This is a genomic window from Micromonospora krabiensis, from assembly GCF_900091425.1.
Lineage (GTDB): Bacteria > Actinomycetota > Actinomycetes > Mycobacteriales > Micromonosporaceae > Micromonospora > Micromonospora krabiensis.
In genome coordinates this window covers 6,624,731-6,646,662 of sequence record NZ_LT598496.1, presented here as the reverse complement: position 1 = coordinate 6,646,662, position 21,932 = coordinate 6,624,731, and the positions used below count along the sequence as shown (strand labels likewise).

Annotated in this window: 23 protein-coding genes; 6 read left to right on the top strand and 17 right to left on the bottom strand. The window is 75.5% G+C overall.

Annotation, left to right across the window (positions count from 1 at the left end; genetic code table 11):
- The first annotated feature begins 63 nt into the window (after positions 1-63).
- From GA0070620_RS30610 to GA0070620_RS30600, 3 genes are all read left to right on the top strand, one after another.
- Positions 64-693 carry a TIGR03085 family metal-binding protein gene (locus tag GA0070620_RS30610; RefSeq protein ID WP_091599648.1) on the top strand — a complete coding sequence of 210 codons (630 nt, stop codon included), beginning with the start codon at positions 64-66 and terminating at the stop codon, positions 691-693.
- A 125-nt stretch (positions 694-818) separates the two neighbouring features.
- On the top strand, positions 819-1,763 hold the full coding sequence (locus GA0070620_RS30605; RefSeq protein WP_091596798.1) for a terpene synthase family protein: 945 nt from the start codon (positions 819-821) through the stop codon (positions 1,761-1,763).
- Positions 1,764-1,901: 138 nt separating this feature from the next.
- A complete protein-coding gene (locus GA0070620_RS30600) occupies positions 1,902-3,728 on the top strand; it encodes an AMP-dependent synthetase/ligase (RefSeq protein WP_091596795.1) in 1,827 nt (608 codons plus the stop codon).
- A 51-nt stretch (positions 3,729-3,779) separates the two neighbouring features.
- Here GA0070620_RS30600 and yczR read toward each other — a convergent pair whose 3' ends face one another.
- Positions 3,780-5,237, bottom strand: a complete 1,458-nt coding sequence (yczR, locus tag GA0070620_RS30595; RefSeq protein ID WP_091596792.1) for a MocR-like transcription factor YczR — start codon at positions 5,235-5,237, stop codon at positions 3,780-3,782.
- Positions 5,238-5,295: 58 nt separating this feature from the next.
- On the opposite strand from yczR, the gene yczE reads away from it, so the two are divergent.
- Together yczE and GA0070620_RS30585 are read left to right on the top strand one after the other, a co-directional pair.
- Positions 5,296-5,949, top strand: a complete 654-nt coding sequence (gene yczE / locus GA0070620_RS30590) for a membrane protein YczE (RefSeq protein WP_091596789.1) — start codon at positions 5,296-5,298, stop codon at positions 5,947-5,949.
- Between the two features lie 99 nt (positions 5,950-6,048).
- A complete protein-coding gene (locus tag GA0070620_RS30585; protein WP_091596787.1) occupies positions 6,049-6,510 on the top strand; it encodes a hypothetical protein in 462 nt (153 codons plus the stop codon).
- A 41-nt stretch (positions 6,511-6,551) separates the two neighbouring features.
- Here the strand turns inward: GA0070620_RS30585 and hisF are convergent, their stop codons facing one another.
- The 13 genes from hisF to hisD form a co-directional block, all read right to left on the bottom strand.
- The gene (gene hisF, locus GA0070620_RS30580; RefSeq protein ID WP_091596784.1) at positions 6,552-7,319 is read right to left on the bottom strand and encodes an imidazole glycerol phosphate synthase subunit HisF; all 768 of its coding nucleotides are present in this window, start codon (positions 7,317-7,319) and stop codon (positions 6,552-6,554) included.
- A gap of 26 nt (positions 7,320-7,345) precedes the next feature.
- Positions 7,346-8,347 carry an NADP-dependent oxidoreductase gene (locus GA0070620_RS30575; protein WP_091596781.1) on the bottom strand — a complete coding sequence of 334 codons (1,002 nt, stop codon included), beginning with the start codon at positions 8,345-8,347 and terminating at the stop codon, positions 7,346-7,348.
- Complete coding sequence (locus GA0070620_RS30570; protein ID WP_091599644.1) at positions 8,344-8,769, bottom strand: organic hydroperoxide resistance protein; 426 nt, start codon at positions 8,767-8,769, stop codon at positions 8,344-8,346. The genes GA0070620_RS30575 and GA0070620_RS30570 overlap by 4 nt, the downstream gene beginning before the upstream one ends.
- 5 nt (positions 8,770-8,774) lie before the next feature.
- Positions 8,775-9,221: a MarR family winged helix-turn-helix transcriptional regulator gene (locus GA0070620_RS30565; RefSeq protein ID WP_091596777.1), complete on the bottom strand. Its 447-nt coding sequence runs from the start codon at positions 9,219-9,221 to the stop codon at positions 8,775-8,777.
- A 36-nt stretch (positions 9,222-9,257) separates the two neighbouring features.
- Positions 9,258-12,014 (bottom strand): helix-turn-helix transcriptional regulator, encoded by a 2,757-nt coding sequence (locus tag GA0070620_RS30560; protein WP_091599641.1) that lies wholly within the window; start codon positions 12,012-12,014, stop codon positions 9,258-9,260.
- 78 nt (positions 12,015-12,092) lie between these two features.
- Positions 12,093-12,482, bottom strand: a complete 390-nt coding sequence (locus GA0070620_RS30555; protein WP_091596774.1) for a RidA family protein — start codon at positions 12,480-12,482, stop codon at positions 12,093-12,095.
- Positions 12,479-13,204 (bottom strand): bifunctional 1-(5-phosphoribosyl)-5-((5-phosphoribosylamino)methylideneamino)imidazole-4-carboxamide isomerase/phosphoribosylanthranilate isomerase PriA, encoded by a 726-nt coding sequence (gene priA, locus GA0070620_RS30550; RefSeq protein ID WP_091596771.1) that lies wholly within the window; start codon positions 13,202-13,204, stop codon positions 12,479-12,481. Before priA ends, GA0070620_RS30555 begins: the two co-directional genes overlap by 4 nt.
- 14 nt (positions 13,205-13,218) lie before the next feature.
- Positions 13,219-13,542: a hypothetical protein gene (locus GA0070620_RS30545; protein ID WP_091596768.1), complete on the bottom strand. Its 324-nt coding sequence runs from the start codon at positions 13,540-13,542 to the stop codon at positions 13,219-13,221.
- A gap of 64 nt (positions 13,543-13,606) precedes the next feature.
- Complete coding sequence (gene hisH / locus GA0070620_RS30540) at positions 13,607-14,227, bottom strand: imidazole glycerol phosphate synthase subunit HisH (protein ID WP_091596765.1); 621 nt, start codon at positions 14,225-14,227, stop codon at positions 13,607-13,609.
- Positions 14,224-14,397: a hypothetical protein gene (locus tag GA0070620_RS33080; protein ID WP_172836534.1), complete on the bottom strand. Its 174-nt coding sequence runs from the start codon at positions 14,395-14,397 to the stop codon at positions 14,224-14,226. The genes hisH and GA0070620_RS33080 overlap by 4 nt, the downstream gene beginning before the upstream one ends.
- Positions 14,398-14,449: 52 nt before the next feature.
- A complete protein-coding gene (gene hisB, locus GA0070620_RS30535; protein ID WP_091596762.1) occupies positions 14,450-15,061 on the bottom strand; it encodes an imidazoleglycerol-phosphate dehydratase HisB in 612 nt (203 codons plus the stop codon).
- A 55-nt stretch (positions 15,062-15,116) separates the two neighbouring features.
- Entirely contained in the window at positions 15,117-16,187 is a 1,071-nt protein-coding gene (locus GA0070620_RS30530; protein WP_091596760.1) for a histidinol-phosphate transaminase, read from the bottom strand.
- A complete protein-coding gene (gene hisD / locus GA0070620_RS30525; protein WP_091596757.1) occupies positions 16,184-17,506 on the bottom strand; it encodes a histidinol dehydrogenase in 1,323 nt (440 codons plus the stop codon). The genes GA0070620_RS30530 and hisD overlap by 4 nt, the downstream gene beginning before the upstream one ends.
- A gap of 201 nt (positions 17,507-17,707) precedes the next feature.
- On the opposite strand from hisD, the gene GA0070620_RS30520 reads away from it, so the two are divergent.
- The gene (locus GA0070620_RS30520; RefSeq protein ID WP_091596754.1) at positions 17,708-18,412 is read left to right on the top strand and encodes an LON peptidase substrate-binding domain-containing protein; all 705 of its coding nucleotides are present in this window, start codon (positions 17,708-17,710) and stop codon (positions 18,410-18,412) included.
- On the opposite strand, the gene GA0070620_RS30515 is transcribed toward GA0070620_RS30520, so the two are convergent.
- The 3 genes from GA0070620_RS30515 to GA0070620_RS30505 all read right to left on the bottom strand — a co-directional run bounded on the left by GA0070620_RS30515 (position 18,327) and on the right by GA0070620_RS30505 (position 21,899).
- Positions 18,327-19,241, bottom strand: a complete 915-nt coding sequence (locus GA0070620_RS30515) for a DUF2567 domain-containing protein (RefSeq protein ID WP_331713216.1) — start codon at positions 19,239-19,241, stop codon at positions 18,327-18,329. The two genes, GA0070620_RS30520 and GA0070620_RS30515, sit on opposite strands and share 86 nt — an antisense overlap.
- A 56-nt stretch (positions 19,242-19,297) precedes the next feature.
- Positions 19,298-20,797 (bottom strand): MinD/ParA family ATP-binding protein, encoded by a 1,500-nt coding sequence (locus GA0070620_RS30510; RefSeq protein WP_091596751.1) that lies wholly within the window; start codon positions 20,795-20,797, stop codon positions 19,298-19,300.
- A 91-nt stretch (positions 20,798-20,888) separates the two neighbouring features.
- Positions 20,889-21,899, bottom strand: coding sequence for a hypothetical protein (locus GA0070620_RS30505; RefSeq protein WP_197677487.1), 1,011 nt, complete (start codon positions 21,897-21,899; stop codon positions 20,889-20,891).
- Between the last annotated feature and the right edge of the window lie 33 nt (positions 21,900-21,932).

The following is a 21,932-nucleotide window of genomic DNA, read 5'->3' as shown; positions in this document are numbered from 1 at the left end:
GCCGCGACGCGGCCCGTCACGGCGGGCGAGCCGACGGCGGCGTCCGCGCCTACGATCGGGGGCATGCCCCGGTACGCCCGAGCCGAGCGCGAGGCGCTGGCCGATCTGCTGCTCGCCGTCGGCCCGGACGCGCCGACCGTGGCCGAGGGGTGGCTCACCCGCGACCTCGCCGCGCACCTCGTCCTGCGGGAACGCCGCCCGGACGCCGCCGGCGGTCTCCTGCTCCCGCCGCTGCGGGGGCACGCCGAGCGCGTCCGGCGGCGGATCGCGGCCCGGCCGTACGACGAGTTGGTGGCCCAGGTGCGCCGACCCCCCGCCTGGAGTCCGGTGAGCAACCGGCTCGTCGACGAGCTCACCAACACGATGGAGTTCTTCATCCACCACGAGGACGTGCGCCGGGCCCGGCCCGGGTGGCTGCCCCGGGACCTGGGCGCCGGCCTGCAGTCCGCCCTCTGGCGGCGGGCCGCGCCGCTGGCCCGGCTGGCGCTGCGCCGGTTCCCCGCCGACCTCTACGTGCAGGCGCCCGGCTTCGGCGAGCTCTCCGTCGGCCGGGGCGGCGAGCCGCTGCGGGTGGTCGGGGCGCCCGGCGAGTTGACGCTGTTCCTCTCCGGCCGACAGCGGGTCGCCCGGGTCCAGTTGGACGGGGCGGCGACCGCGGCGCGGCGATTGCGAAGCGCCAACCTGGGCATGTAACTCACTGCACTTAATCGGTCACCCACAGCTCTTCCTGCATGTTGCACCCAGCGATCCGCACCTATCCGTACTCCCGTACGCTTTCCGCGCCATGTGACTCCGGGACGGCGCGGATTGGGAGCACCATGCGGACCTTCGCGGTCTCGGCGCTGCGGGAGCCCCCGTTTCCCGCACGGCGCCATGACGGGATCGATCTACTGGCCGGCGAGACCGCCGGGTGGGTGGAGAGCTTCGGCCTGATCAGTTCCGGTCACCGGTTGAGCCGGTTACGGCGCGCCGACGCCGCCGGCCTGGCCGCGCGGGCCTGCCCGGAGGGACCGGTCGAGCGCGTCCGCCTCCTGGCCGACCTGGTGTCGTGGCTCTTCGTGATGGACGACGCCTGCGACGAGGACGGCCTGGGCGAGGCGCCCACCCGGCTGGCGCCGGTCGTGGCGGCGCTGCTCGACGTGCTGGACGGGCAGGGCGGGACGGCGACCGTCCCGGCCGAGGCCGGGCCGCTCGGCGCCGCGCTGCACGACCTCTGCCGCCGGGTCCGCGCCCACGGGCGGTCGGCGCTCCTGCTGCGGTTCGTCAGCCGGCTGCGGGACTACCTGCTGGCCCTGCTCTGGGAGGCCGCCAACCGGGAGCACCGGCGGGCTCCGGGCGTGGCCGAGTACGTGCAGATGCGCCGGCACACCGGGGGTGTCCACCCCAGCTTCGCCCTGACCGACCTCGCCCTGGACGGGCTGCCCGGTGCGGCGCTGCGCACCGACCCGGCGCTGCTCACCGTCGACACCCTCGCCGCCGACCTCGTCTGCTGGTGCAACGACGTCTTCTCCTACGGCAAAGAGCGCACCGCGCCGGACGGGCACAACCTGGTCACGGTCATCGCCCGGGAGTCGGGGCAGGACGAGGCCGCCGCGCTGCGGGCGGCCGCGGACCGGTTCAACGACGCGCTCGAGGCGTACCTGGCCGCGGAGGCGGATCTGCTCGCGACCGGGAACGAGGCGCTGCGGCCGGTGCTGACCGCCCGGCGGAACTGGATCCGCGCCACCTACGACTGGTCGCTGGTCGCCGCGCGGTACGCCTGACCCGGGCCGTTCCGCCTGTTGGGACGGCCCCCTCGGACGATCACCCGGGCTAGCCGTGACGGGGCGTGACCCAATACCCTTCGGTAACCACCATGGACGTGACGACCGTCACGCCCCACCCCTGAAGGCGGCACAGCGATGGCTCTCGATGTACCGTACCGTTCCATCCCCGACATGTTCCTCAAGCGCGTGGCGGCGACCCCCGACCGGCACGCTTTCGCCCACCCGGCCGCCGACGACTCCGGCCCGGTCTGGCTGACCTGGGAGCAGGTGGGACGCCGGGCCAAGGCGATCGCCGCCGGGCTGCACGGCCTCGGCGTGGGCCTGGAGGACCCGGTCGCGATCCTGGCCAACACCCGGCTGGAGTGGGTGCTGGTCGATTTCGGCATCATGTGCGCCGGCGGTGCGACGACGACCGTCTACCCGACCACCGAGCCGGAGGACGCGACCTACATCATCGCCGACTCCGGCTCCCGGGTGCTGTTCGCGGAGAACCCCGCCCAGGCGGCCAAGGTCGCCGGTGCGGAGCTGCCCGCGCTCACCCACGTGGTGCTCTTCGACGGCTCCCCCGACCCGGCCGCGCCCATCCCCCAGCTCAGCCTCGCCGAACTGGAGGAGCGGGGTGAACGGGCGCTCACCGCCGAGCCGGACCTCATCGACATGATCGTCGCCGGGATCGGGCCGGACCACCTCGCCACCCTGATCTACACCTCCGGCACCACCGGCCGGCCGAAGGGCGTCGAACTGCTGCACGGCGGCTGGTGCTGGGAGGGCGTGGCCCAGGCCGAGCTGGGGCTCCTCCGCGAGGACGACCTGCAGTACCTCTGGCTGCCGCTGTCGCACTCGTTCGGCAAGACCCTGCTCTGCGGCGCGACCCACGTCGGCCTGCCCACGTACGTTGACGGCCGCGTCGACCGACTCGTCGACATGCTCGGCGTCGTTCAGCCGACGCTGATGTGCGGCGCCCCCCGGGTCTTCGAGAAGGTCTACAACAAGTCGGTCACCACGGCCCAGGACGCCGGCGGCGCCAAGGCCAAGATCTTCGCCTGGGCGGTCGGGGTCGGCAAGGAGAAGGTCGGCCTGGAGCAGGCCGGCAAGCCGGTCCCGGCCGGACTGAAGCTCCGTTACCGGGTGGCCGAGAAGCTGGTGTTCAGCAAGCTCCAGGCCCGCCTCGGCGGCCGCATCCGGGTGCTCGTCTCCGGCGCGGCCCCGCTGAGCCCGGAGATCGCCACGTTCTTCGCCGCGGCCAACCTGCCGATCTCCGAGGGCTACGGGCTGACCGAGACCAGCGCCGGCAACTTCGTCAACCCGCCGGACGGACTGCGGATCGGCACGGTCGGCACCGCGATGGGCGACCTGGAGTGCCGCATCGACACCGACGGCGAGATCCTGGTCCGGGGCCGGCCGGTCATGCGCGGCTACCACAACCTGCCGGAGGAGACCGCCGCCGCGTTCACCGAGGACGGGTTCTTCCGCACCGGCGACATCGGCACCCTCGACGAACAGGGCTACCTGCGCATCACCGACCGGAAGAAGGACCTGGTCAAGACGTCGGGCGGCAAGTACATCGCGCCCTCGCACATCGAGGGCATGTTCAAGGCGATCTGCCCGTACACCTCGCAGGCGGTGGTGATCGGCCAGGCCCGCAACTACTGCACGATGCTGGTCACCCTCGACCCGGACGCGGTCAAGGGCTGGGCCGCGGGCACGCCCCTGGAGGGCCGCGACTACACCGCGATCGTGACCTCGCCGGAGGCGCAGGCGATGGTCGAGGAGTACGTCGCCCAACTCAACGCCAAGCTCAACCGCTGGGAGACCATCAAGAAGGTCACCATCCTGCCGCGGGACCTGACGATCGAGCACGGCGAGATCACCCCGTCGCTGAAGATCAAGCGCCGGGGCGTGGAGAGCAACTTCTCCGCCGAGATCGACAAGATGTACGAGGGCACGCTCGCCGAGCTGTGACGTCGGCACGACGGTGGCCCGCCCTCCCCGGGGGCGGGCCACCGTCGCGTCTCAGGCGATGACGACGGGTTCCCGCCACTGTGGACGGGCGGCCCGGTCCAGGTCGTAGCGGACGCCGGCGATCCGGTCGACGGCCTCGACGAGATCGCTCGCCGGCAGCGTGAACGGCAGCCGCAGGAACCGTTCGAGGGTGCCGTCCAGCCCGAACCGGGGCCCGGGCGCCAACCGGACGCCGACCTCCTCGGCGGCGCGGGCGAGCGCGCTGGAGATCGGCCCGTCCAGCTCCGCCCAGAGCGTCACCCCGCCGCGCGGCACGGTCACCCGCCAGTCCGGCAGCCGCTGCGCGAGCGCCCCCAGCAGGGCGTCCCGCTGCGCGGTGAGCTGCGCCCGCCGGGCCGACACGATCGCCGGCGCGTCGGCCAGCAGGTGCACGGCGACCAGCTGGTCCAGCACGGGGCTGGCCATGTCCACCCCCACCCTGGCCGCCGCCAGGCGCTGGACCTGCGGGGCGGACGCGCGCACCCAGCCGATCCGCAAACCACCCCAGTAGGGCTTGCTCATCCCGCCGATGGAGATCACCCGGGAGTGCCGGTCGAAGGTCGCGACGGGTGGGGGCAGCGGGGTGCCGTCCAGCGGCAGGTCCACGAAGGACTCGTCGACCACGAGGTCCGTCCCGGCGGCGTGGGCGGCGGCGACGACCCGCTCGCGCAGGTCGGCGGGCATCAGGTGTCCGGTGGGGTTGTGGAACTCCGGGATCAGGTAGGCCAGCTTCGGCCGGGACTGCCGGAGGCTGCCGAGCAGCAGGTCGCCGTCCCAGCCGGCGCCGTCGGCGGCGAGCCCGTGGGTGGTGATCCGGGCGCGGCGGGCGGCCAGCGCGGCGAGCGCGTTCGGGTAGGTGGGGGACTCGACCAGCACGCTGCCGCCGGGCGCCAGGGCCAGCCGCAGCACGAGGTCGAGGGCGTGCTGGGTGCCGCTGGTGACCATGATCTGGTCGGGTGAGGTCGGCAGGCCCCGGGCGGTGTACGAGTCGGCGACCGCCTCCCGCAGCTCGACGATCCCGGTCGGGTGGTAGCCGGCGCCGCACAGGTAGCGGGGCAGGTCCTCGGCGGCGGCCCGGGCGGCCGGCACGAGCTGCGGCGGCGCGGAGAGCGCGGCGCAGCCGAGGTCGATCATGTCCAGGTCGTCGAGCGGGGTCCACAGCCCGGAGCTGGCCACCCGGTGGTTGCCGGGGAGCATCGTCCAGCTGCCCGCGCCCCGGCGGCTGGCGAGGTGGCCGGTCTCCCGCAGTTGCCGGTACGCGGCGGTGACCGTGGTGCGGCTGATCCGCAGCGCCTCCGCCAGTTCGCGTTCGGCGGGCAGTCGTACGCCCAGCGGCAGCCGCCCGTCGGCGAGCAGGCCGCGGACGGCGCCGGCGAGCGCGGCGTAGTCGGGGCTGCGGCGGCGGCCCGGGAGGGCATGCCACTGGCCGAGCAGCCGGGCCAATTGGACCCCGCGCACCTGACTCGTCATGGCCACTCCTCCGAGATTGGCTCTTCTGCTCGGCGAATTGGCACCTAGGGTGGCATGCATGGCAGCGATTGGCAATCTCCGGCACCGGCCGGCGCGGCGGCTGACCCAGCTCTACGTCGGGCTGGCCCTCTACGGCGTCAGCATGGCCCTGATGATCCGCTCGGGGCTGGGCCTCGACCCGTGGGACGTGTTCCACCAGGGACTGTCGAGGATCACCGGGCTCTCCTTCGGCACGGTGACCATCGCCGTCGGCGCGCTCGTGCTGCTGCTGTGGATCCCGCTGCGCCAGCGTCCCGGGCTCGGCACGGTCAGCAACGTGGTGGTGATCGGGCTCGTCGTCGACGCGACGCTGGCGCTGCTGCCGGCCGGCGGTCCGCTCTGGGTCCGGATCGGCGCACTGGTCGTCGGCATCGTCGCCAACGGCGCGGCCACCGGCCTCTACCTCGGCGCCCGGCTCGGCCCCGGCCCGCGCGACGGCCTGATGACCGGCTACGTCGCCCGCCGGCCCGGTCGGTCGATCCGGCTGGTGCGGACCGTGATCGAGGTCACCGTCCTCGCGCTCGGCTGGCTGCTCGGCGGCACCGTCGGCGTCGGCACCGTGGCGTACGCCCTGAGCATCGGCCCGCTGGCCCAGCTCTTCATTCCGATCTTCACCGTCGCGGACCCGGACGTCGCCACCCCGGGCCCGGTCGCGCCGCAGCCGGCAAGCTGACCGACCCGCCCGGTGCGCCCCGATCCGCCGTCGTGGTGATGCCGTTGCTCACCGTGGACGGGTGTTCCCTTCCGCGACCCACGACGGCATCATCACTGCATGGAGGAGAGCGGATGGCGTCGAAGCGACGCCTGGATCTTCGTGTCGTTGGTCATCGCGAGCGGCGCCGGCCGGCACCGCCGGGCCGCGTCCAGCCGCCGACCCGAGGGCGTACGCCTCGCGGACGTGCTCTCCACCGCCGACCACCTCAACCGGTCCATACCGGAGCGACACGAGGTGGAGGCGGCCGTCCGCCGGCTCCTCGGCGCCGGGCTGGTCAGCGTCACCGACGGCTGGTTCCGGATCACGGCCGAGGGTGAGCGGCTCTGGCGCAGCCGGCCCAGCGCCGGGCTGGCGACCACCGTGGACACCGTGCAGGGCGTGCTGAGCCGCCGGCACGTGCCGGGCAGCGCCGACTGGACGCTCGACGAGGCCGACCACGCGGCGGCCGTGCAGGAGTACGTCGTCCGGTCACTGCCCCGCCCGCGCCGCTCACCGGAGGGGCACGCCGGGCACGAGTGACCGCCGCCCCCGGGAAGGACGGACCGACCCGGCGCGGACGGTCAGCGGACGGGGTGGCCCCGGTGCCGCAGGGCGTCCTTGACCTCCGCGACGGTCAGCTCGCCGAAGTGGAAGACGCTGGCGGCGAGCACCGCGTCCGCGCCGGCGCTGACGGCCGGCGGGAAGTGCGCCACCTCGCCGGCGCCGCCGCTGGCGACCACCGGCACGTCCACCACCCGGCGGACCGCGGCGATCAGCTCCAGGTCGAAGCCGGCCTTCGTGCCGTCCGCGTCCATCGAGTTGAGCAGCAGCTCCCCGGCGCCCAGCTCGGCGCCGCGCCGGGCCCACTCGATCGCGTCCAGCCCCGTCCCCCGGCGACCGCCGTGGGTGGTCACCTCGAAGCCGCTCGGGGTGGTGCCGGCGGGCGCCCGGCGCACGTCCAGCGAGAGGACGAGCACCTGGCGCCCGAACCGGTCGGCGATCTCGGCGATCAGCTCGGGCCGGGCGATCGCGGCGGTGTTGACCCCGACCTTGTCCGCCCCGGCCCGCAGCAGGGTGTCGACGTCGGCGACCTGGCGGACCCCGCCGCCGACGGTCAGCGGGATGAAGACCGACTCGGCGGTGCGGCGCACCACGTCGAGCATGGTGCCGCGGTCACTGCTCGACGCGGTGACGTCGAGGAAGGTCAGCTCGTCGGCCCCGGCCCGGTCGTACGCCGCCGCCAGCTCGACCGGGTCACCGGCGTCGCGCAGGTCGAGGAAGTTGACACCCTTCACGACCCGTCCGGCGTCCACGTCCAGACAGGGGATGACCCGTACCGCCACCGTCATGGGTCGAGCCTATCCCGCCGCCGACGTCACAGCCGGACCAGCATCTTGCCGAGGTTCTCGCCCCGGAGCAGGCCGAGGAACGCCGCCGGGGCGTTCTCGATGCCGTCCACGACCGTCTCGTCGTACGACAGGCGGCCCTCGCGGAGCCAGCCGGACATCTCGCGGACGAACTGCTCGCGCAGCGGCTCGTGGTCGCCCACCAGGAAGCCGCGCAGGGTGAGCCGCTTGCCGATGACCATCGCCAGGTTGCGCGGCGCGGCCGGCGGCTCGGCGCTGTTGTACTGGGAGATCATGCCGCAGATCGCCACCCGGCCGTGCGGGCGCAGCGCCGAGATCGCGGCCTCCAGGTGGTCGCCGCCGACGTTGTCGAAGTAGACGTCGATCCCCTCGGGCGCGGCGGCCCTCAGCCCGTCGCGGACCGGGCCGTCGTGGTAGTCGAACGCGGCGTCGAAGCCGAGCGACCGCAGCCGCGCGACCTTCTCCGCCGAGCCGGCGCTGCCGACCACTCGGGCAGCACCCTTCAGCGTGGCGATCTGGCCGACCAGGCTGCCCACCGCGCCGGCCGCGGCGGAGACGAAGACCGTCTCCCCGGGCCGCATGGCGGCCACGTCGAGCAGCCCGGCGTACGCGGTCAGCCCGGTCATGCCGAGCACACCCAGGTAGGCGGTCACCGGCGCCAGGTCCGGGTCGACGACCCGGGCGGAGCGGGCGTCGACGAGCGCGTACTCGCGCCAGCCGAGACGGTGCAGCACGACATCGCCGGGGGCGAACCCGTCGGCCTCGCTGACCACCACCTCGCCGAGCGCGCCGCCGTCGAGGGGTGCGTCGAGCGCGAACGGCGGCACGTACGACTTGACGTCGTTCATCCGCCCCCGCATGTACGGGTCGACCGACAGGTACCGGTTGCGGACCAGCAGCTGGCCCGGCCCGGGCTTGGGCACCTCGGTCTCGACCAGCCGGAAGTTGTCGGCGGTCGGCCAGCCGGTCGGACGGGACGCCAGGTGGATCTCCCGGTTGATCGCGCTCACGCCGCCTCCCGGACGGTGAGCGCGACGTCGATGTTGCCGCGGGTCGCGTTGGAGTAGGGGCAGACCTGGTGCGCGGCGGCCACCAGCTCCTCGGCGGCGGCGCGCTCGACGGCGGGCAGGTCGACCACGAGCGTGACGGTCAGCCCGAAGCCGCCCGTGCCGTTCGGGCCGATGCCGACCTGCGCCTCGACGACGGAGCCGGTGACGTCGGCCTTGGCCCGGCGGCCGACCACCCGCAGCGCCGAATGGAAGCAGGCCGCGTAGCCAGCGGCGAAGAGCTGCTCCGGGTTGGCGGCGCCGCCCGCCCCACCCATCTCCTTCGGCACCGCGAGGTCGAGGTCGAGGGTGCCGTCTGAGGTGCTGACGTGGCCGTCCCGGCCGTCGCCGGTGGCCTGGGCGGACGCGGTGTAGAGGACCTGCACGGGGATCACTGCTCCTTCTGTCGGTGGATGGTCTCGGTGACCCGGGTGAGGGTGTCCCGGAGGGCGACCAGCTCGTCCACGCCGAGCCCGGTGGCCCGGGCGACGCGCGCCGGCACGTCCGCCACCCGCTGTCGCAGCGCCCGGCCGGCCTCGGTCAGCTCCACCTCGACGCGCCGCTCGTCGTCCGTGGCGCGGCGGCGGACCACCAGCCCCGCCCCCTCCAGCCGCTTGAGCAGCGGGGAGAGCGTGCCGGAGTCGAGCCGCAGCTCGGCGCCGAGCGCCGAGACGCTCGGGGCGTCGCCGTCGCGTTCCCAGAGCACGAGCAGCACCAGGTACTGGGGGTAGGTGAGCCCGACGGGGTCGAGGACGGGCCGGTAGACGTCGGTCAGGGCGCGCGACGCCGCGTAGAGCGCGAAGCACACCTGCCGGCGCAGCACCAGGTCATCGATCACCCGGCAACCGTAGCGGGCAATTGAATTGTGCACAACTTAAACGCCGGCGCCCCCGCCGCGCGCCATCACCGCCCCCAGTTCGGCGCGGCTGGTCACCCCGAGCTTGCGGTACACGCGGGCGAGGTTCGCCTCCACCGTCTTCGGGCTGATGAACAGGGTGTCGGCGATGACCCGGTTGGTCCGGCCGGCGGCCGCGAGCCGGGCCACCTCCAGCTCCGTACCGGTCAACTGGCGTGGCGCTGCCGGGCGGCCACCGGTGCGCTCCGCCTCGGCGCGCGCCCGGGCCGCCAGCGCCTGCGCGCCGAGCGCGTCGAACTCGACGGCGGCGCCCGCCAGCGCCTCCCGCGCCTCCCGCCGTCGCCGGGCCCGGCGGTGCGCGAGCCCGGCCACCAGCAGACAGCGGGCCCGGTCCAGCGGCAGCACGTCGGGCGGTACGGCCGCCCGCGCCGCGGCCAGCTCGGCCAGCTCGTCGGTCGGGTCCCGGCCCAGCGCACCCGCGAGCAGCACCCGGCTGCGCGCCAGACCCAGCGTCGTCCACGGCCGGGGCAGCCGCCGGTGCCGCACCGCCAGCCGGTCCAGCACCGCCTCCGCGGTGGCCAGGTCACCCGCGCCGACGCACGCCTCCAGCCAGTCCGGCTCGAAACGCTGCGCCAGCGGCTCGACCAGACCGAGCTGGTCGGCGATCCCGGCCAACGCCCCGTAGTGCCGGGCGGCGTCCGCCGGCCGCCCGCCGGTCAGCGCCGCATACCCGGCCAGCTGCTCGTGGATCCGCCGCCGCCACGCGTCGTCCAACTCGGCGGCCCGGCGCAGGCCCTCCTCGGCGACCCGCGTCGCCTCCGCCAGTCGCCCCCGGTGAGCCAGCAGCAGCCCGTCGAGCCACACCACACCGGCCGAGTCGGCGCCGTACTGCTCACCCAGCTCGCGGGCCGTCACGAGGTGCGCCGCCGCGTCCGCCCACCGCCCGGCGAACAGCTCCGTCTCCCCGAGGTGGCACAGCAGCTCGTGCTGCGACGGCTCGTCGCCCCGCGCGAACGCCCGGTCCAGCATCCGGTGCAGTCGCTCCCGGGCCCGGTCGTGCTCGTCGAGCGCCTTCCACCAGATCGCCGGGACGATGCCGGCCAGCCACGACGGCTCCTCCCCCTCGGTGGCCAGCGCTCGGTCCAGCAGCTCGGTCCGGGCCGGCAACCCGGCCCGCACCTCGTTGAACAACAGCAGCAACAGCGCGGCGGCGTGCACCGGTCGGTCGTCCGGGCTCTCCGCCAGCAGGTCGGCCGCCCGCTCCGCGTGCCACCGCGCCGGATCCGGCGCGTCCCGGAACACGCCGAGGTGGGCGTGGACGCGACCGGCCAGCGTCGACCCCTCCGGGGCGACCGCCAGGGCCCGCTCGGCGGCGGCCACCGCCACCTCGGCCGGCTCGTCGGAGCTCCACGCGACGATCGCCCGCAGCAACAGCGCCTCCGCGCGCGCCGGCCCGGTCAGCTCGTCGGCGGCCCGCTCGGCGGCCGCCTTCGCGGCCGGGTAGTCGCCGCTGTCGAAACGACACTGCGCGGCGGCGAGCCGCCAGCGGGCGTGCTCGGCGGCGGCGTCCGGCGGGGTGAGCCGGGCCGCGCTGTCGTACAGGCCGGCGGCCGTCTCCGGCGCGCCCCGGGACCGCTGCCGGGCGGCCGCCTCCGCGATTTCCACCGCAGCCGCGAGATCGGGGGCCGTGGCACAGCGGGCCAGCTGACGGGCCCGCTCGTCCGGGTCGGCGGCGGTGTCGGCGAGCAACCGGTGCAGCCGGTGGCGCACGCCCGGCGGCACCTCGGCGCGGACGGCGGCGGCGTAGACCGGATGGGCGAAGCCGACGACGTCACCGGTGACCGCCACCAGGCCGGCCTCCTCCGCCGCGTCCAGGTCGGCGGGCGACACCCCCGCCCGCGCCAACCCGCTCAGCATGGGCACGCCGGAGAGCGCCGCCAGGCGGATCGCGTGCCGGGTGGCCGTCGGCAGGGTGTCCAGCCGGTCGGCGACCAACTGCCGCAGCGACGGCGCGGCCGGCAGGTCGGTGCCCGGACCGGGCAACTGCGGCAGCCGCAGCACCGCGCGGGCCAGCTCCACCGCGAGCAGCGGGTTCCCCCCGGACTCCTGGGCGATCCGGACCAGCAGGGGCCGGGGCAGCGCCGTGCCGGTGCGCACCCGCAGCACGTGGTGCAGCGCGCCGACGCCGAGCGGGCCGAGCACCACCCGGTCGAGCCGCGCGCCCAGGGCCTCCTGCTCCAACCCGAGTGGCGCCGGCAGGTCGGCCGGCCGGTCGGCGCGTACGGTCACCAGCACGGCGACGCGCGGCACCACCCGGCGCAGGGCGAACCGCAGCGCGCGTTCGCTGGGCGGGTCGAGCCACGGCGCGTCGTCCACCGCCACCAGGACCCGTGGGCGGGCCGGGTCGGCGGCCGCCGCGTCGAGCAGCGCGCGGGTCGCCACCCCGACCGCCCGTTCGTCGACGGGCTCGGTCACCTCGCCGCTGAGCAGCACACCGGCCAGCGCGGCGCGCTGCGGTGCCGACAGCTCCGACACCCGGTCGGCGAGCGGGGCGAGCAGGTCGGCGAGCGCCGCGAACGGCAACACCTGCTCGCTCTCCGTCGGGGCGCAGCGCAGGGTCAACCAGCCGTCCCGGGCGGCGGCGTCCAGCAGCGACCGGAGCACGACCGTCTTGCCGATCCCGGCCGGGCCCTCCACGAGCACCGGCCGGCCGTCCTCCAGGGACCGCCGGACGCTGTCCACCACCGCGTCCCGACCGATGGCCGTCCCGTTCACCGGGTCAGTCTGGCAGCGACCGTACAGCGGGTCGAGGACCGTCCGGCGGGTCGGGACGGCCCGTCCGGCCACCAGCGCTCAGCGAGCGCCGAGGTACGCCTCCAGCTCCACCTCGACCAGGTGCTCCGGGTCGAGCAGACCCGCCACCACCACCAGGGTGGCGGCCGGGCGGACCGCCCCGAAGACCGCGTTGTGCGCCCGGCCCACCTCGTCGGCCTGCGCCCGGTCGGTGACGTACATCCGGCTGCGGACCACGTCGCGCGGCTCGGCGCCCACCTCGGCGAGCGCGTCCAGCGCGATCTTCAGCGCCTGGGCGGTCTGCGCGGCCGCGTCCCCGACATGGGTCACCGTCCCGTCCACCGTGGACGTGCAGCCGGCCGTCCAGGCCAGGTCACCGGCCCGGACCACCCGGGAGTAGCCGTAGGTGGCCTCCCACGGGCCGCCCGACCCCAGTCGGGTGACGGTCATGCGGCGGCCAGCGTGTCGAGCGCCTGCCGCACGGTGAAGGCCCCCGCGTAGAGCGCCTTCCCGGCGATCACACCCTCCACGCCGATCGGTTCCAGGGTCGCCAGCGCCCGCAGGTCGTCCAGCGTGGACACGCCACCGGACGCGATCACCGGCGCCTCCGTGCGGGCGCAGACCTCCCGCAGCAGGTCCAGGTTCGGCCCGCGCATCGTGCCGTCCTTGGTGATGTCGGTGACGACGTAACGGCTGGCGCCGGCCTTGTCCAGCCGCTCCAGCACCTCGTACAGGTCACCGCCCTCGCGGGTCCAGCCCCGGGCGGCCAGCGTACGGCCGCGGACGTCCAGGCCGATCGCCACGCGGTCGCCGTACTCGCCGACCACCCGGTCGCACCAGGCCGGATCCTCCAGGGCGGCGGTGCCGATGTTGACCCGGGCCGCCCCGGTGCCCAGCGCCGCGAGCAGCGACTCGTCGTCCCGGATGCCGCCGGACAGCTCGACCTTCACGTCGAGCTGGCGGACCACCTCGGCGAGCAGGTGGGCGTTGGTGCCCCGCCCGAACGCGGCGTCCAGGTCGACCAGGTGGATCCATTCCGCGCCGTCGCGCTGCCAGGCCAGCGCCGCCTCCAGCGGGTCGCCGTAGCTGGTCTCGCTGCCGGCGGCGCCCTGCACGAGCCGGACGGCCTGGCCGTCGGCGACGTCCACGGCGGGCAACAGGGTGAGGCTCAAGGTCTTCTCCTCGGTCAGGTACGACGGTCCAGGGCGATCACGACGATCGCCGGCAGTACGAGCAGCAGGAGCACGGCCAGCGCCACGCGCAGCGCGAGGTCGTCCACGAGCGACCAGATCAGGAACAGCGCCGCCAGGGTCAGCAGCACGATGGCGGCCCGCTCGCCGCGGCTGTGCCGGGCCAGTCGGCCGGCGCTACGCCGACGCGTCCGGGGCGTGAGTCGCCGGACCAGGGCCCGCCGACGCTCGCGACGGACCACCCGCCGCCGACGCACCGCACGCTCCCGCGCCAACTCGGCCTCGCGGGCCGCCCGGCGCCGGGCCCGCTCCTTGCTCACGCGCTCCCCCCGCCCACGCCGCTGGACGGCCGGCCGCGGCGGCGGACCCGCCCGCCACCGGCGGTCACAGCGTGGCCAGCCAGTTGCGCAGCAGCACGGCGCCGGTGTCGGCGGACTTCTCCGGGTGGAACTGGGCGGCGGACAGCGGCCCCCGCTCGACCGCGGCCACGAAGTCGGACTCGTGGTGGGCGGTGGTCACCGTGGCGCCGGCCGCCGCCAGCGCGGCCGGGTCACCCACACCGTACGAGTGGACGAAGTAGAACCGGCTCTCGGCGGGCAGGCCGGCGAACAACACCGAGGAGCGCGGCGCGCGCACCGTGTTCCAGCCCATGTGCGGCAGCCGGGTCGCGGCGAGCTTCGTGACGCCGCCGGGCAGCAGGCCGAGCCCCTTGGTGACCACGCCGTGCTCGTCGCCGTGCTCGAACAGCACCTGCATGCCGACGCAGATGCCGAGCACCGGACGGCCGGCGGCCACCCGGTCGGCGATCATCGGGCCCGCGCCGAGCGCCTCGATCCCGGCCATGCACGCCGCGAACGCGCCGACACCCGGCACCACCAGGCCGTCGGCGGCGGCCGCCGCGGCCAGGTCGTCGGTGACCCGCACGTCGGCGCCCGCGGCGGCCAGCGCGCGCTCGGCCGACCGCAGGTTGCCCGACCCGTAGTCGAGCACGACCACCTGGCTCACTGGCCCTCCCCCGGCAGCAGCCAGAGCACCCCGCCGAGCGTGGCGAGCACGGCGAGCAGCGCGGTGAGCAGCAGAGCGCCCTTCGGCGCGCCCTGCCGGTACAGCGACCAGACGCCGCCCACCAGCACCCCGGCCAGCACCAGCAGCAGGATCGGCAGAGCGGAGCTCATCGCGGTGCCCTTCCCGTCGTGGCCGCGACCCGCGCGGCGTGCCCGGTGACCGTCACAGCGCCCCCTTCGTGCTGGGCACCACGCCCGCCGCCCGGGGGTCGATCGCGGTGGCCTCCCGCAGCGCCCGGGCGACCGCCTTGAACTGCGCCTCGACCACGTGGTGCGCGTCCGGGTGGCCGCCCGGCCGGGCCGCCCGCAGCACGTCCACGTGCAGCGTGATCCGGGCCGCCTGACCGAGGGACTCGAAGATGTGCCGGGTCATGCTCGTCGGGTAGACCGGCCCGATGTACGGGGCCAGCGGCGGCTCGTCGTGCAGCACGTACGGCCGGCCGGAGAGGTCCACGGCGGCCCGGACCAGCACCTCGTCCATGGGGACGGTGGCCGAGCCGTACCGCCGGATGCCGGCCTTGTCGCCGAGCGCCTGGTCGAGCGCGGCGCCCAGCGCGAGCGCCGTGTCCTCCATCGTGTGGTGCGCGTCGATCTCCAGGTCGCCGACGGTGCGGACGGTCAGGTCGAAGCCGCCGTGCCGGGCGATCTGGTGGAGCATGTGGTCGAAGAAGCCGACGCCGGTGCTGATCTCGGCGGCGCCGGTGCCGTCGAGACCCAGCTCGACGAGGACCTTGGTCTCCTTGGTGACCCGCTCCACCCGGGCGGTACGACTCATTGCCTGCCTCTCCATCACGACTGCGGGGCTCGTACGCGAACTGCTCGCCTTGCTGTCACCGCTGCTCCATCGCGGCCAGGAACGCGTCGGTCTCGGCGGGGGTGCCGGCGGTGACGCGCAGCCAGCCGGGCAGGCCGACGTCGCGCACCAGCACACCCCGGTCCAGCAGGGCACGCCAGGCGGCGGCCTGGTCGCCGCCCACCTCGAACAGCACGAAGTTGGCGTCGCTGTCGGCGACCCGCAGGCCGCGCCCCCGCAGCTCCCCGACGATCCGGTCGCGCTGCTCCTTGATGGCCTCGACGGTGCCGAGCAGGGCATCGCGGTGGGCCAGCGCGGCCCGGGCGGCGGCCTGGGTGAGCGCCGACAGGTGGTAGGGCAGCCGGACCAGCTGCACGGCCCGCACCACCGCCGCGTCGGCGGCCAGGTAGCCCAGTCGCCCGCCGGCGAAGCCGAACGCCTTGCTCATCGTGCGGGTCACCACCAGCCGGGGGTGACCGGGCAGCACCGCGAGGGCGCTGACCGTGCCGGGCCGGGCGAACTCGGCGTACGCCTCGTCGACCACCACCATGCCCGGCGCCACGTCCAGCACGGCGGCGACCACGGCCGGGTCCAGCGCCGTGCCGGTCGGGTTGTTCGGCGAGCAGAGGAAGACCACGTCCGGCCGGTGCTCGCGGACCTGGGCCACCGCCTCGTCGGCGGTGAGCCCGAAGTCGACCCCGCGCCGGGCGGGCACCCAGCGGGTGCCGGTGCCGAGCGCCAGCAGCGGGTGCATCGAGTACGCGGGCGTGAAGCCGAGCGCGGTACGGCCCGGCCCGCCGAACGCCTGGAGCAGCTGCTGCTGGATCTCGTTGGAGCCGTTCGCGGCCCACACCTGCTCCACGCTGAGCCCGTGACCGAGGTAGGCCGCCAGGTCGGCGCGGAGGGCGACCGCGTCCCGGTCCGGGTAGCGGTTGAGGTCGCGCAGCTCGGCGGCGAGCGCCTTGCCGATCGCGTCGGCCACCGGCTCCGGCACCGGGTAGGAGTTCTCGTTGGTGTTCAGCCGCACCGGAACGTCCAGCTGCGGCGCCCCGTACGGCGACAGCCCGCGCAGGTCGTCGCGCAGCGGCAGGTCGTCGAGGGTGGTCACGAGCCCGCCCCCGGGAACCGCGCCCGCACCGCCTGGCCGTGCGCCGGCAGATCCTCCACGTTGGCCAGCGTCACCACGTGCGGAGCCACCTCACCCAGCGCCTCCCGCGTGTACTCCACCAGGTGGATGCCGCGCAGGAAGGACTGCACGGACAGCCCGGAGGAGTGCCGCGCGCAGCCGCCGGTGGGCAGCACGTGGTTGGAGCCGGCGCAGTAGTCGCCGAGGGAGACCGGCGACCAGGCGCCCACGAAGACGGCACCCGCGTTGCGCACCCGCAGCGCCCACTCACGGGCGTCGCGGGTCTGGATCTCCAGGTGCTCGGCCGCGTACGCGTCGACCACCCGCAGCCCGTCGGCGAGGTCGTCGACCAGCACCACGCCGCTCTGCTCACCGGTCAGGGCGGTGGTGACCCGCTCGGCGTGCTTGGTGGCCGGCACCTGCCGGGACAGCTCCCGCTCCACCGCCTCGACCAGCGCCGGTGACGGGGTGACCAGGACACTGGCGGCGAGCGGGTCGTGCTCGGCCTGGCTGATCAGGTCGGCCGCGACGTGTGCCGGGTCGGCCGTGTCGTCGGCCAGGATGGCGATCTCGGTCGGGCCGGCCTCGGCGTCGATGCCGACGACGCCCCGCAGCAGCCGCTTGGCGGCGGTCACCCAGATGTTGCCCGGGCCGGTGATCATGTCGACCGGGTCGCAGTGCGCCTCGCCGGCCGCGTCGACGGCCGACCCGTAGGCGAGCATCGCCACCGCCTGGGCGCCGCCGACGGCGTAGACCTCGTCCACCCCGAGCAGCGCGCACGCGGCGAGCACCCGCGGGTCGGGCAGGCCGCCGTTGTCCTTCTGCGGCGGGCTCACCACGACCAGCGAGCGGACGCCGGCCTCCTGCGCCGGGACCACGTTCATCACCACGGTCGACGGGTACATGGCGAGGCCACCGGGGACGTAGAGCCCGACCCGGTCGACCGGCACCCAGCGCTCGGTGACCGTGCCGCCGGGCACCACCTGGGTGGTGTGGTCGGAGCGCCGCTGGTCCGCGTGCACCCGACGGGCCCGGCTGATCGACTCCAGCAGGGCCGCCCGGACCTCCGGGTCGAGCGTGCCCTCCGCCTCGGCGAGGACCTCGGCGGGCACCCGCAGCACGTCCGGCGAGATCCCGTCGAAGCGCTCGCTCGCCTCCCGGATCGCCGGGTAGCCATGGTCGCGGACCGACTCCACCACGGGCCGGATCCGCTCGACGGCCACGGACACGTCGAGCTGGGCACGGGGCAGCAGGCGGCGGGGGTCACGGACGCCGCCGCGCAAGTCGATCCGATTCAACACTCTTGCGAGTCTAGGCGGCCGGTCCCGAGCAGGCCGGGACCGCCCGTACGCCGGGACGGTGAGCCGGACCACGTGCCGGCCGGGCCGGGGCGCCGCCACGGCGGGACAGCCGCCGGAAGCCGGTCGGCGGCGGCCCCGCGCCCGTCGGAGACGGTGAGCCGGGCCACGCCACGGGACGCGGATCCGGCTAGGCTCGACGGCGTGACTGCGCGGCTGCCGGTGTTTCCGCTCGGAACGGTGCTCTTCCCCGGGTTGGTGTTGCCGCTGCACATATTCGAGGAGCGTTACCGGGCCCTGGTCCGGCACCTGGTCGGGCTGCCCGAGGGCGCCCCGCGCGAGTTCGGCGTCGTCGCGATCCAGACGGGCTGGGAGGTGGCGGCCGCCGGCCCCGGTGGACGACCGACGGCGCCCGGCGGCGACGTCACGTTGCACGACGTGGGCTGCACGGCCGAGCTGCGCCAGGTGACCGAGCTCGACGACGGCGGCTTCGACATCGTGACCGTGGGTCGGCGCCGGTTCCGCATCGCCGACGTGGACGAGCGGTCCGCGCCCTACCTGACCGCCGAGGTGGAGTGGCTGCCCGAGCCGGGTGGGGCGGACGAGGTCGCCGACCTGCTGGCCGCGCGGGTGATCTCCGTGTTCCGGCAGTACCTCGGGCTGATCCGCGCCGATCCGCAGGAGCTGTCCGAGCAGCTGCCCGAGGACCCGACGGTGCTGTCGCACCTGGTCGCCGCGACGGCGGCGTTGACGGTCGACGACCGGCAGCGGCTGCTCGCGATCGACGACACCGCCGCCCGGCTCCGCGCCGAGCTGCGCCTGCTCAACCGCGAGGCGGCTCTGCTGCGCCAGGTGCGGGCGGTTCCGGTGCCGCTGACGGAGCTGGCGTCGCCCCCGACGCCCAACTGAGCCCGGCCGGGTCGGGCTCGGGCTCCGGGCGCAGCGACGGCCACCGGGACCAGCCGGCGAGCAGGGTGTACATGATGGCGGCGCCGAACGCGGGCAGCAGCAGCTGCGGCACCGGCAGCACGTCGAGGACCCCGCTCAGCTCGCCGGCCCGCAGGTCGGCCGGCTTGCCGAGTGGCTGCCCGTCGGGTGCCGTCGCGAGCAGCCGTTCGAAGGTGCCCAGCCCGACGCGTCGCCCCACCTGCCAGGCCACAACGCCGGCGGCGAGGGCGCCGAGCACGGCGGTGACCAGCCCGACCGGTCCTCGCCGGCGACGCAGCACGATCCACAGAGCGACCGCGGCGAGCACGCCGAAGCCGAGGCCGAGCAGGCTGAACCAGCCGTCCGCCGCGATCGGCTGCTCCGGCTGGGGCTGCCCGTAGAGGGCCCCGTCGGGAGCCTTGATCACCGGGGTGTCCGGGGCGACGGCCGCCCAGAGCAGGCCGAGCGGCGCGCCGAGGACGGTCAGTGCCAGCCCCGCGCCGAGCGCGGCCAGGACCGTGCGCCGCCGCGCCCCGGGCGCGGGGGCGGCATCCGTGGCCGCCGGGTCCACGCCGGCCGAGGGCGGGGCGAACCGCGGGTCGGCGAGGCCACCGTTGGGCGACCCCGAGACGTACGCCGTCGGCCCGCCGTACGCCGGGACGGACCCCGTCGACCCGGCACCACCGGACGCGCCGGCCACCGCGTCGGACGGCGGATCGGCCGGGGCGGCACCGAGGCTGGTCGGGGTGGTGCGGTCGCGCTCGCCGGGCTCGGCGGCGGACCGGTCGTGGTCGGGGGTGTCCGGGCTCACCGGATGATCCTCTCAGGCGTCCGGACGGGCGGGGGCGGCGGTGGCGCCACACCCCCTCACCGGGCGAACGGTTCCAACATGACCGCGGCCGCCCGCAGCCAGGCCTGGCGGGTCTCCGGCTGGAGCTGGTGGTACTCGATCGACGACCCGGTCTCCAGCGCCGGGTCGTACGGGACCACCGCGACGGCGCGGGTGCGGGTCGCGAAGTGCCGCTCCAGGTCGTCCTGGAGGGTGGACCGGCCCGGCGTCGGGCAGGAGATCAACGTGACCGCGTTGTCGGCCAGCTCGCCCATCCCGACCTCGTGCAGCAGGTCGAGCATCCAGTCGGCGCTGAACGCCGCGTCCTCGCGCGGGACGGTGGTGACCACCAGCTGGTCGGCGGCCTGCATCACCGTCCGCCAGTTGGCGCTCTCCACGTTGTTGCCGGTGTCGACGCAGACCACCTCGTGGGTGCGCCGCAGCAGCTCCAGCACCCGCTTGACGGTGAACTGGTCGAGTCGCTGCGCGAACCGAGGGCTCTCCTCACCGGCCAGCACGTCGTACGAGTTGTCGGACGCGTGCCGCAGGTAGTCGTCGAGGTGGTCGGTCAGGGTGGCGCCCTCGAGGATCTCGATGTGGGCCAGGTCGGAGATCAGGTGCCGGATGGTCCGGGCGTGGCGCGCGCTGCCGGCCCGCAGACCGAGCGTGCCGCGCAACTCGTTGTCGTCCCAGGCGAGCACCCCCCGCCCCCGCACGCTCCCCACCGTCGCCGCCGCGAGGACGGTGGCCGTGGTCTTGTGCACACCGCCCTTGGGGTTGGCGAAGGCGAGCACCCGCGGGGTGCCCAGATCGCGGCGCAGCACCGCGGTGGCCCGCTCCACCTCGGGGTCGGGCGCGGGCGCCTGCGGGCGCCACTCGACCCGCGCCGCGTGGCCCCGGTCGGCGGCCGGTGGCGGCGACGGTGGAAGGGCCGGGGGCGTCGACGGCGCGGACGCCGGGTAGCCGCTCTCCGGCCGGTAGCCGGTCTCCAACAGCGCGTAGCGGGACTCCGCCTGCGGCGGGTCGGGCCGGTAGCCGTTCTCCAGCAGGGCGTAGCGGGACTCGGGCGGCTCGGGTCGACGCGGCTCGGGCACCCGGGGGCCCGGCTCGGCCGGGTAGGCCGGCTCGGGCCGGTAGCCCGGCTCCGGTCGGTAGGTCTGTTCGGGGCGGTAGGTCTGTTCCGGGCGGTAGGCCTGTTCCGGGCGGTAGGTCTGTTCCGGGCGGTAGGTCGGCTCCGCCCGGTAGGCCGGGTCGACCCGGTAGGTCGCCTCGGCCCGGTAACCGCGGTCCGCCCCGTACGGCGACTCGGCCGGCTGGTGGACCGGCTGCGCCCGCCCGGCGTAGCCGTTGGGTGCCGCCCGCCGCGGCAGCGGCAGCGGCTCGGGCGGCGCCAGGGGCTCGGGCGGAGGCAGGGGATCCTCGACGCGCCGCTCGGGCTCGGGCGGCTCGGACCCGCGGTGACGCGCCCGGTCGAGCAGCGCCCGCCATCGCGGTGCTGGTTCGGCCGGCCGACCCCAGCCGGTCTCGCTGCCCTCCACGGCTCGCCCTCCCCAGCGCGATCGATCTCCTACAGGCTACGAAGGAAACCCTATTCGGACCACTCCGGCCCGCTGACATCCCCGGTACGGATCACGACGTCGTGGACTCGGCCGAACCCTCGGCGGGCGCGTTCTCCGAGGTCACCGCCGGTGACGGCGGGGGCGCGGACGGCGAACTCGGCGGCTCCGGCGCGGTGGTGGGAACGGTCGTGGCCGGTGCGGGCGCCGACGGAACGTCCGTCGTCCGCACCGGCACCGGCGCGGACGGCGTGCCACCGGACCGGCTCGGGGCCGGCTCCGGCAGGGCCGTGTCGGCCGGGGGCCGGACGACGTCACGCTGCTCGGGCAGCGGCGGGGTGAAGACCGTGCGGTCCAGCCGGCGCACCTCGGGTGCCGGGTCCACGGCGCGGACCTCTCCGCGTTCGGCCACCACGCGCAGCGCCGTCGGCTCGGCCCGCACCACCGCCGCGTAGAGGCAGGCGCACCCGGAGCGGTAGGCGTCCGCCTCCGCGGCGGCCACCTCCGCGTTGCTGGCGTACACCTGGCGCAGGTCGCTGTCGCCCACCGACTCGGCGGCCCGGGCGCGGTAGTCGGCGGCCTCCCGGTCCTTGCGGGCGGCCAACTCGGCCATGCCCGCCGTCACGTCGTCCGGAACGCGCAGCGCCGGGATCCGGACGATCTCGGTCTGCCGGCCGGGCAGCGGCACCCGCCCGAAGACCTCCGAGACGGAGACGTCGCCGAGCACCGCGGTGAGGCGCTGCGGCGGCAGGTAGGTGTCCAGGGAGACGAGCGCGTAGGTGCCACCGCGCGGCTCGGCCGAGGGCAGGGCGGCCAGGTCCGCGGCCGCGGCCCGCAGGTAGCCGGGGACCGAGTCGCCGTCGACGACCCCGACCCGCGTCACCTCGCCGACGGTCGGATCCCCGACGGAACGGTCCCGGCTGGTGGCCCAGACGGCGGTGAGCAGCACCGCGGCGACCGACAGCAGCGCCGTGGAGCTGAGCAGCCGGGGCCGCGTCGAGCCGTCCGCGAGGCGCGCCACCGCCCGGGTCAGGGGCGGCAGCAGCCGCTGGTCCAGCTGGCGCAGCAGGTCGCCGGCGCGCACGGGCGAGATCCCCTCGTCGTCGGTGTGGGACGG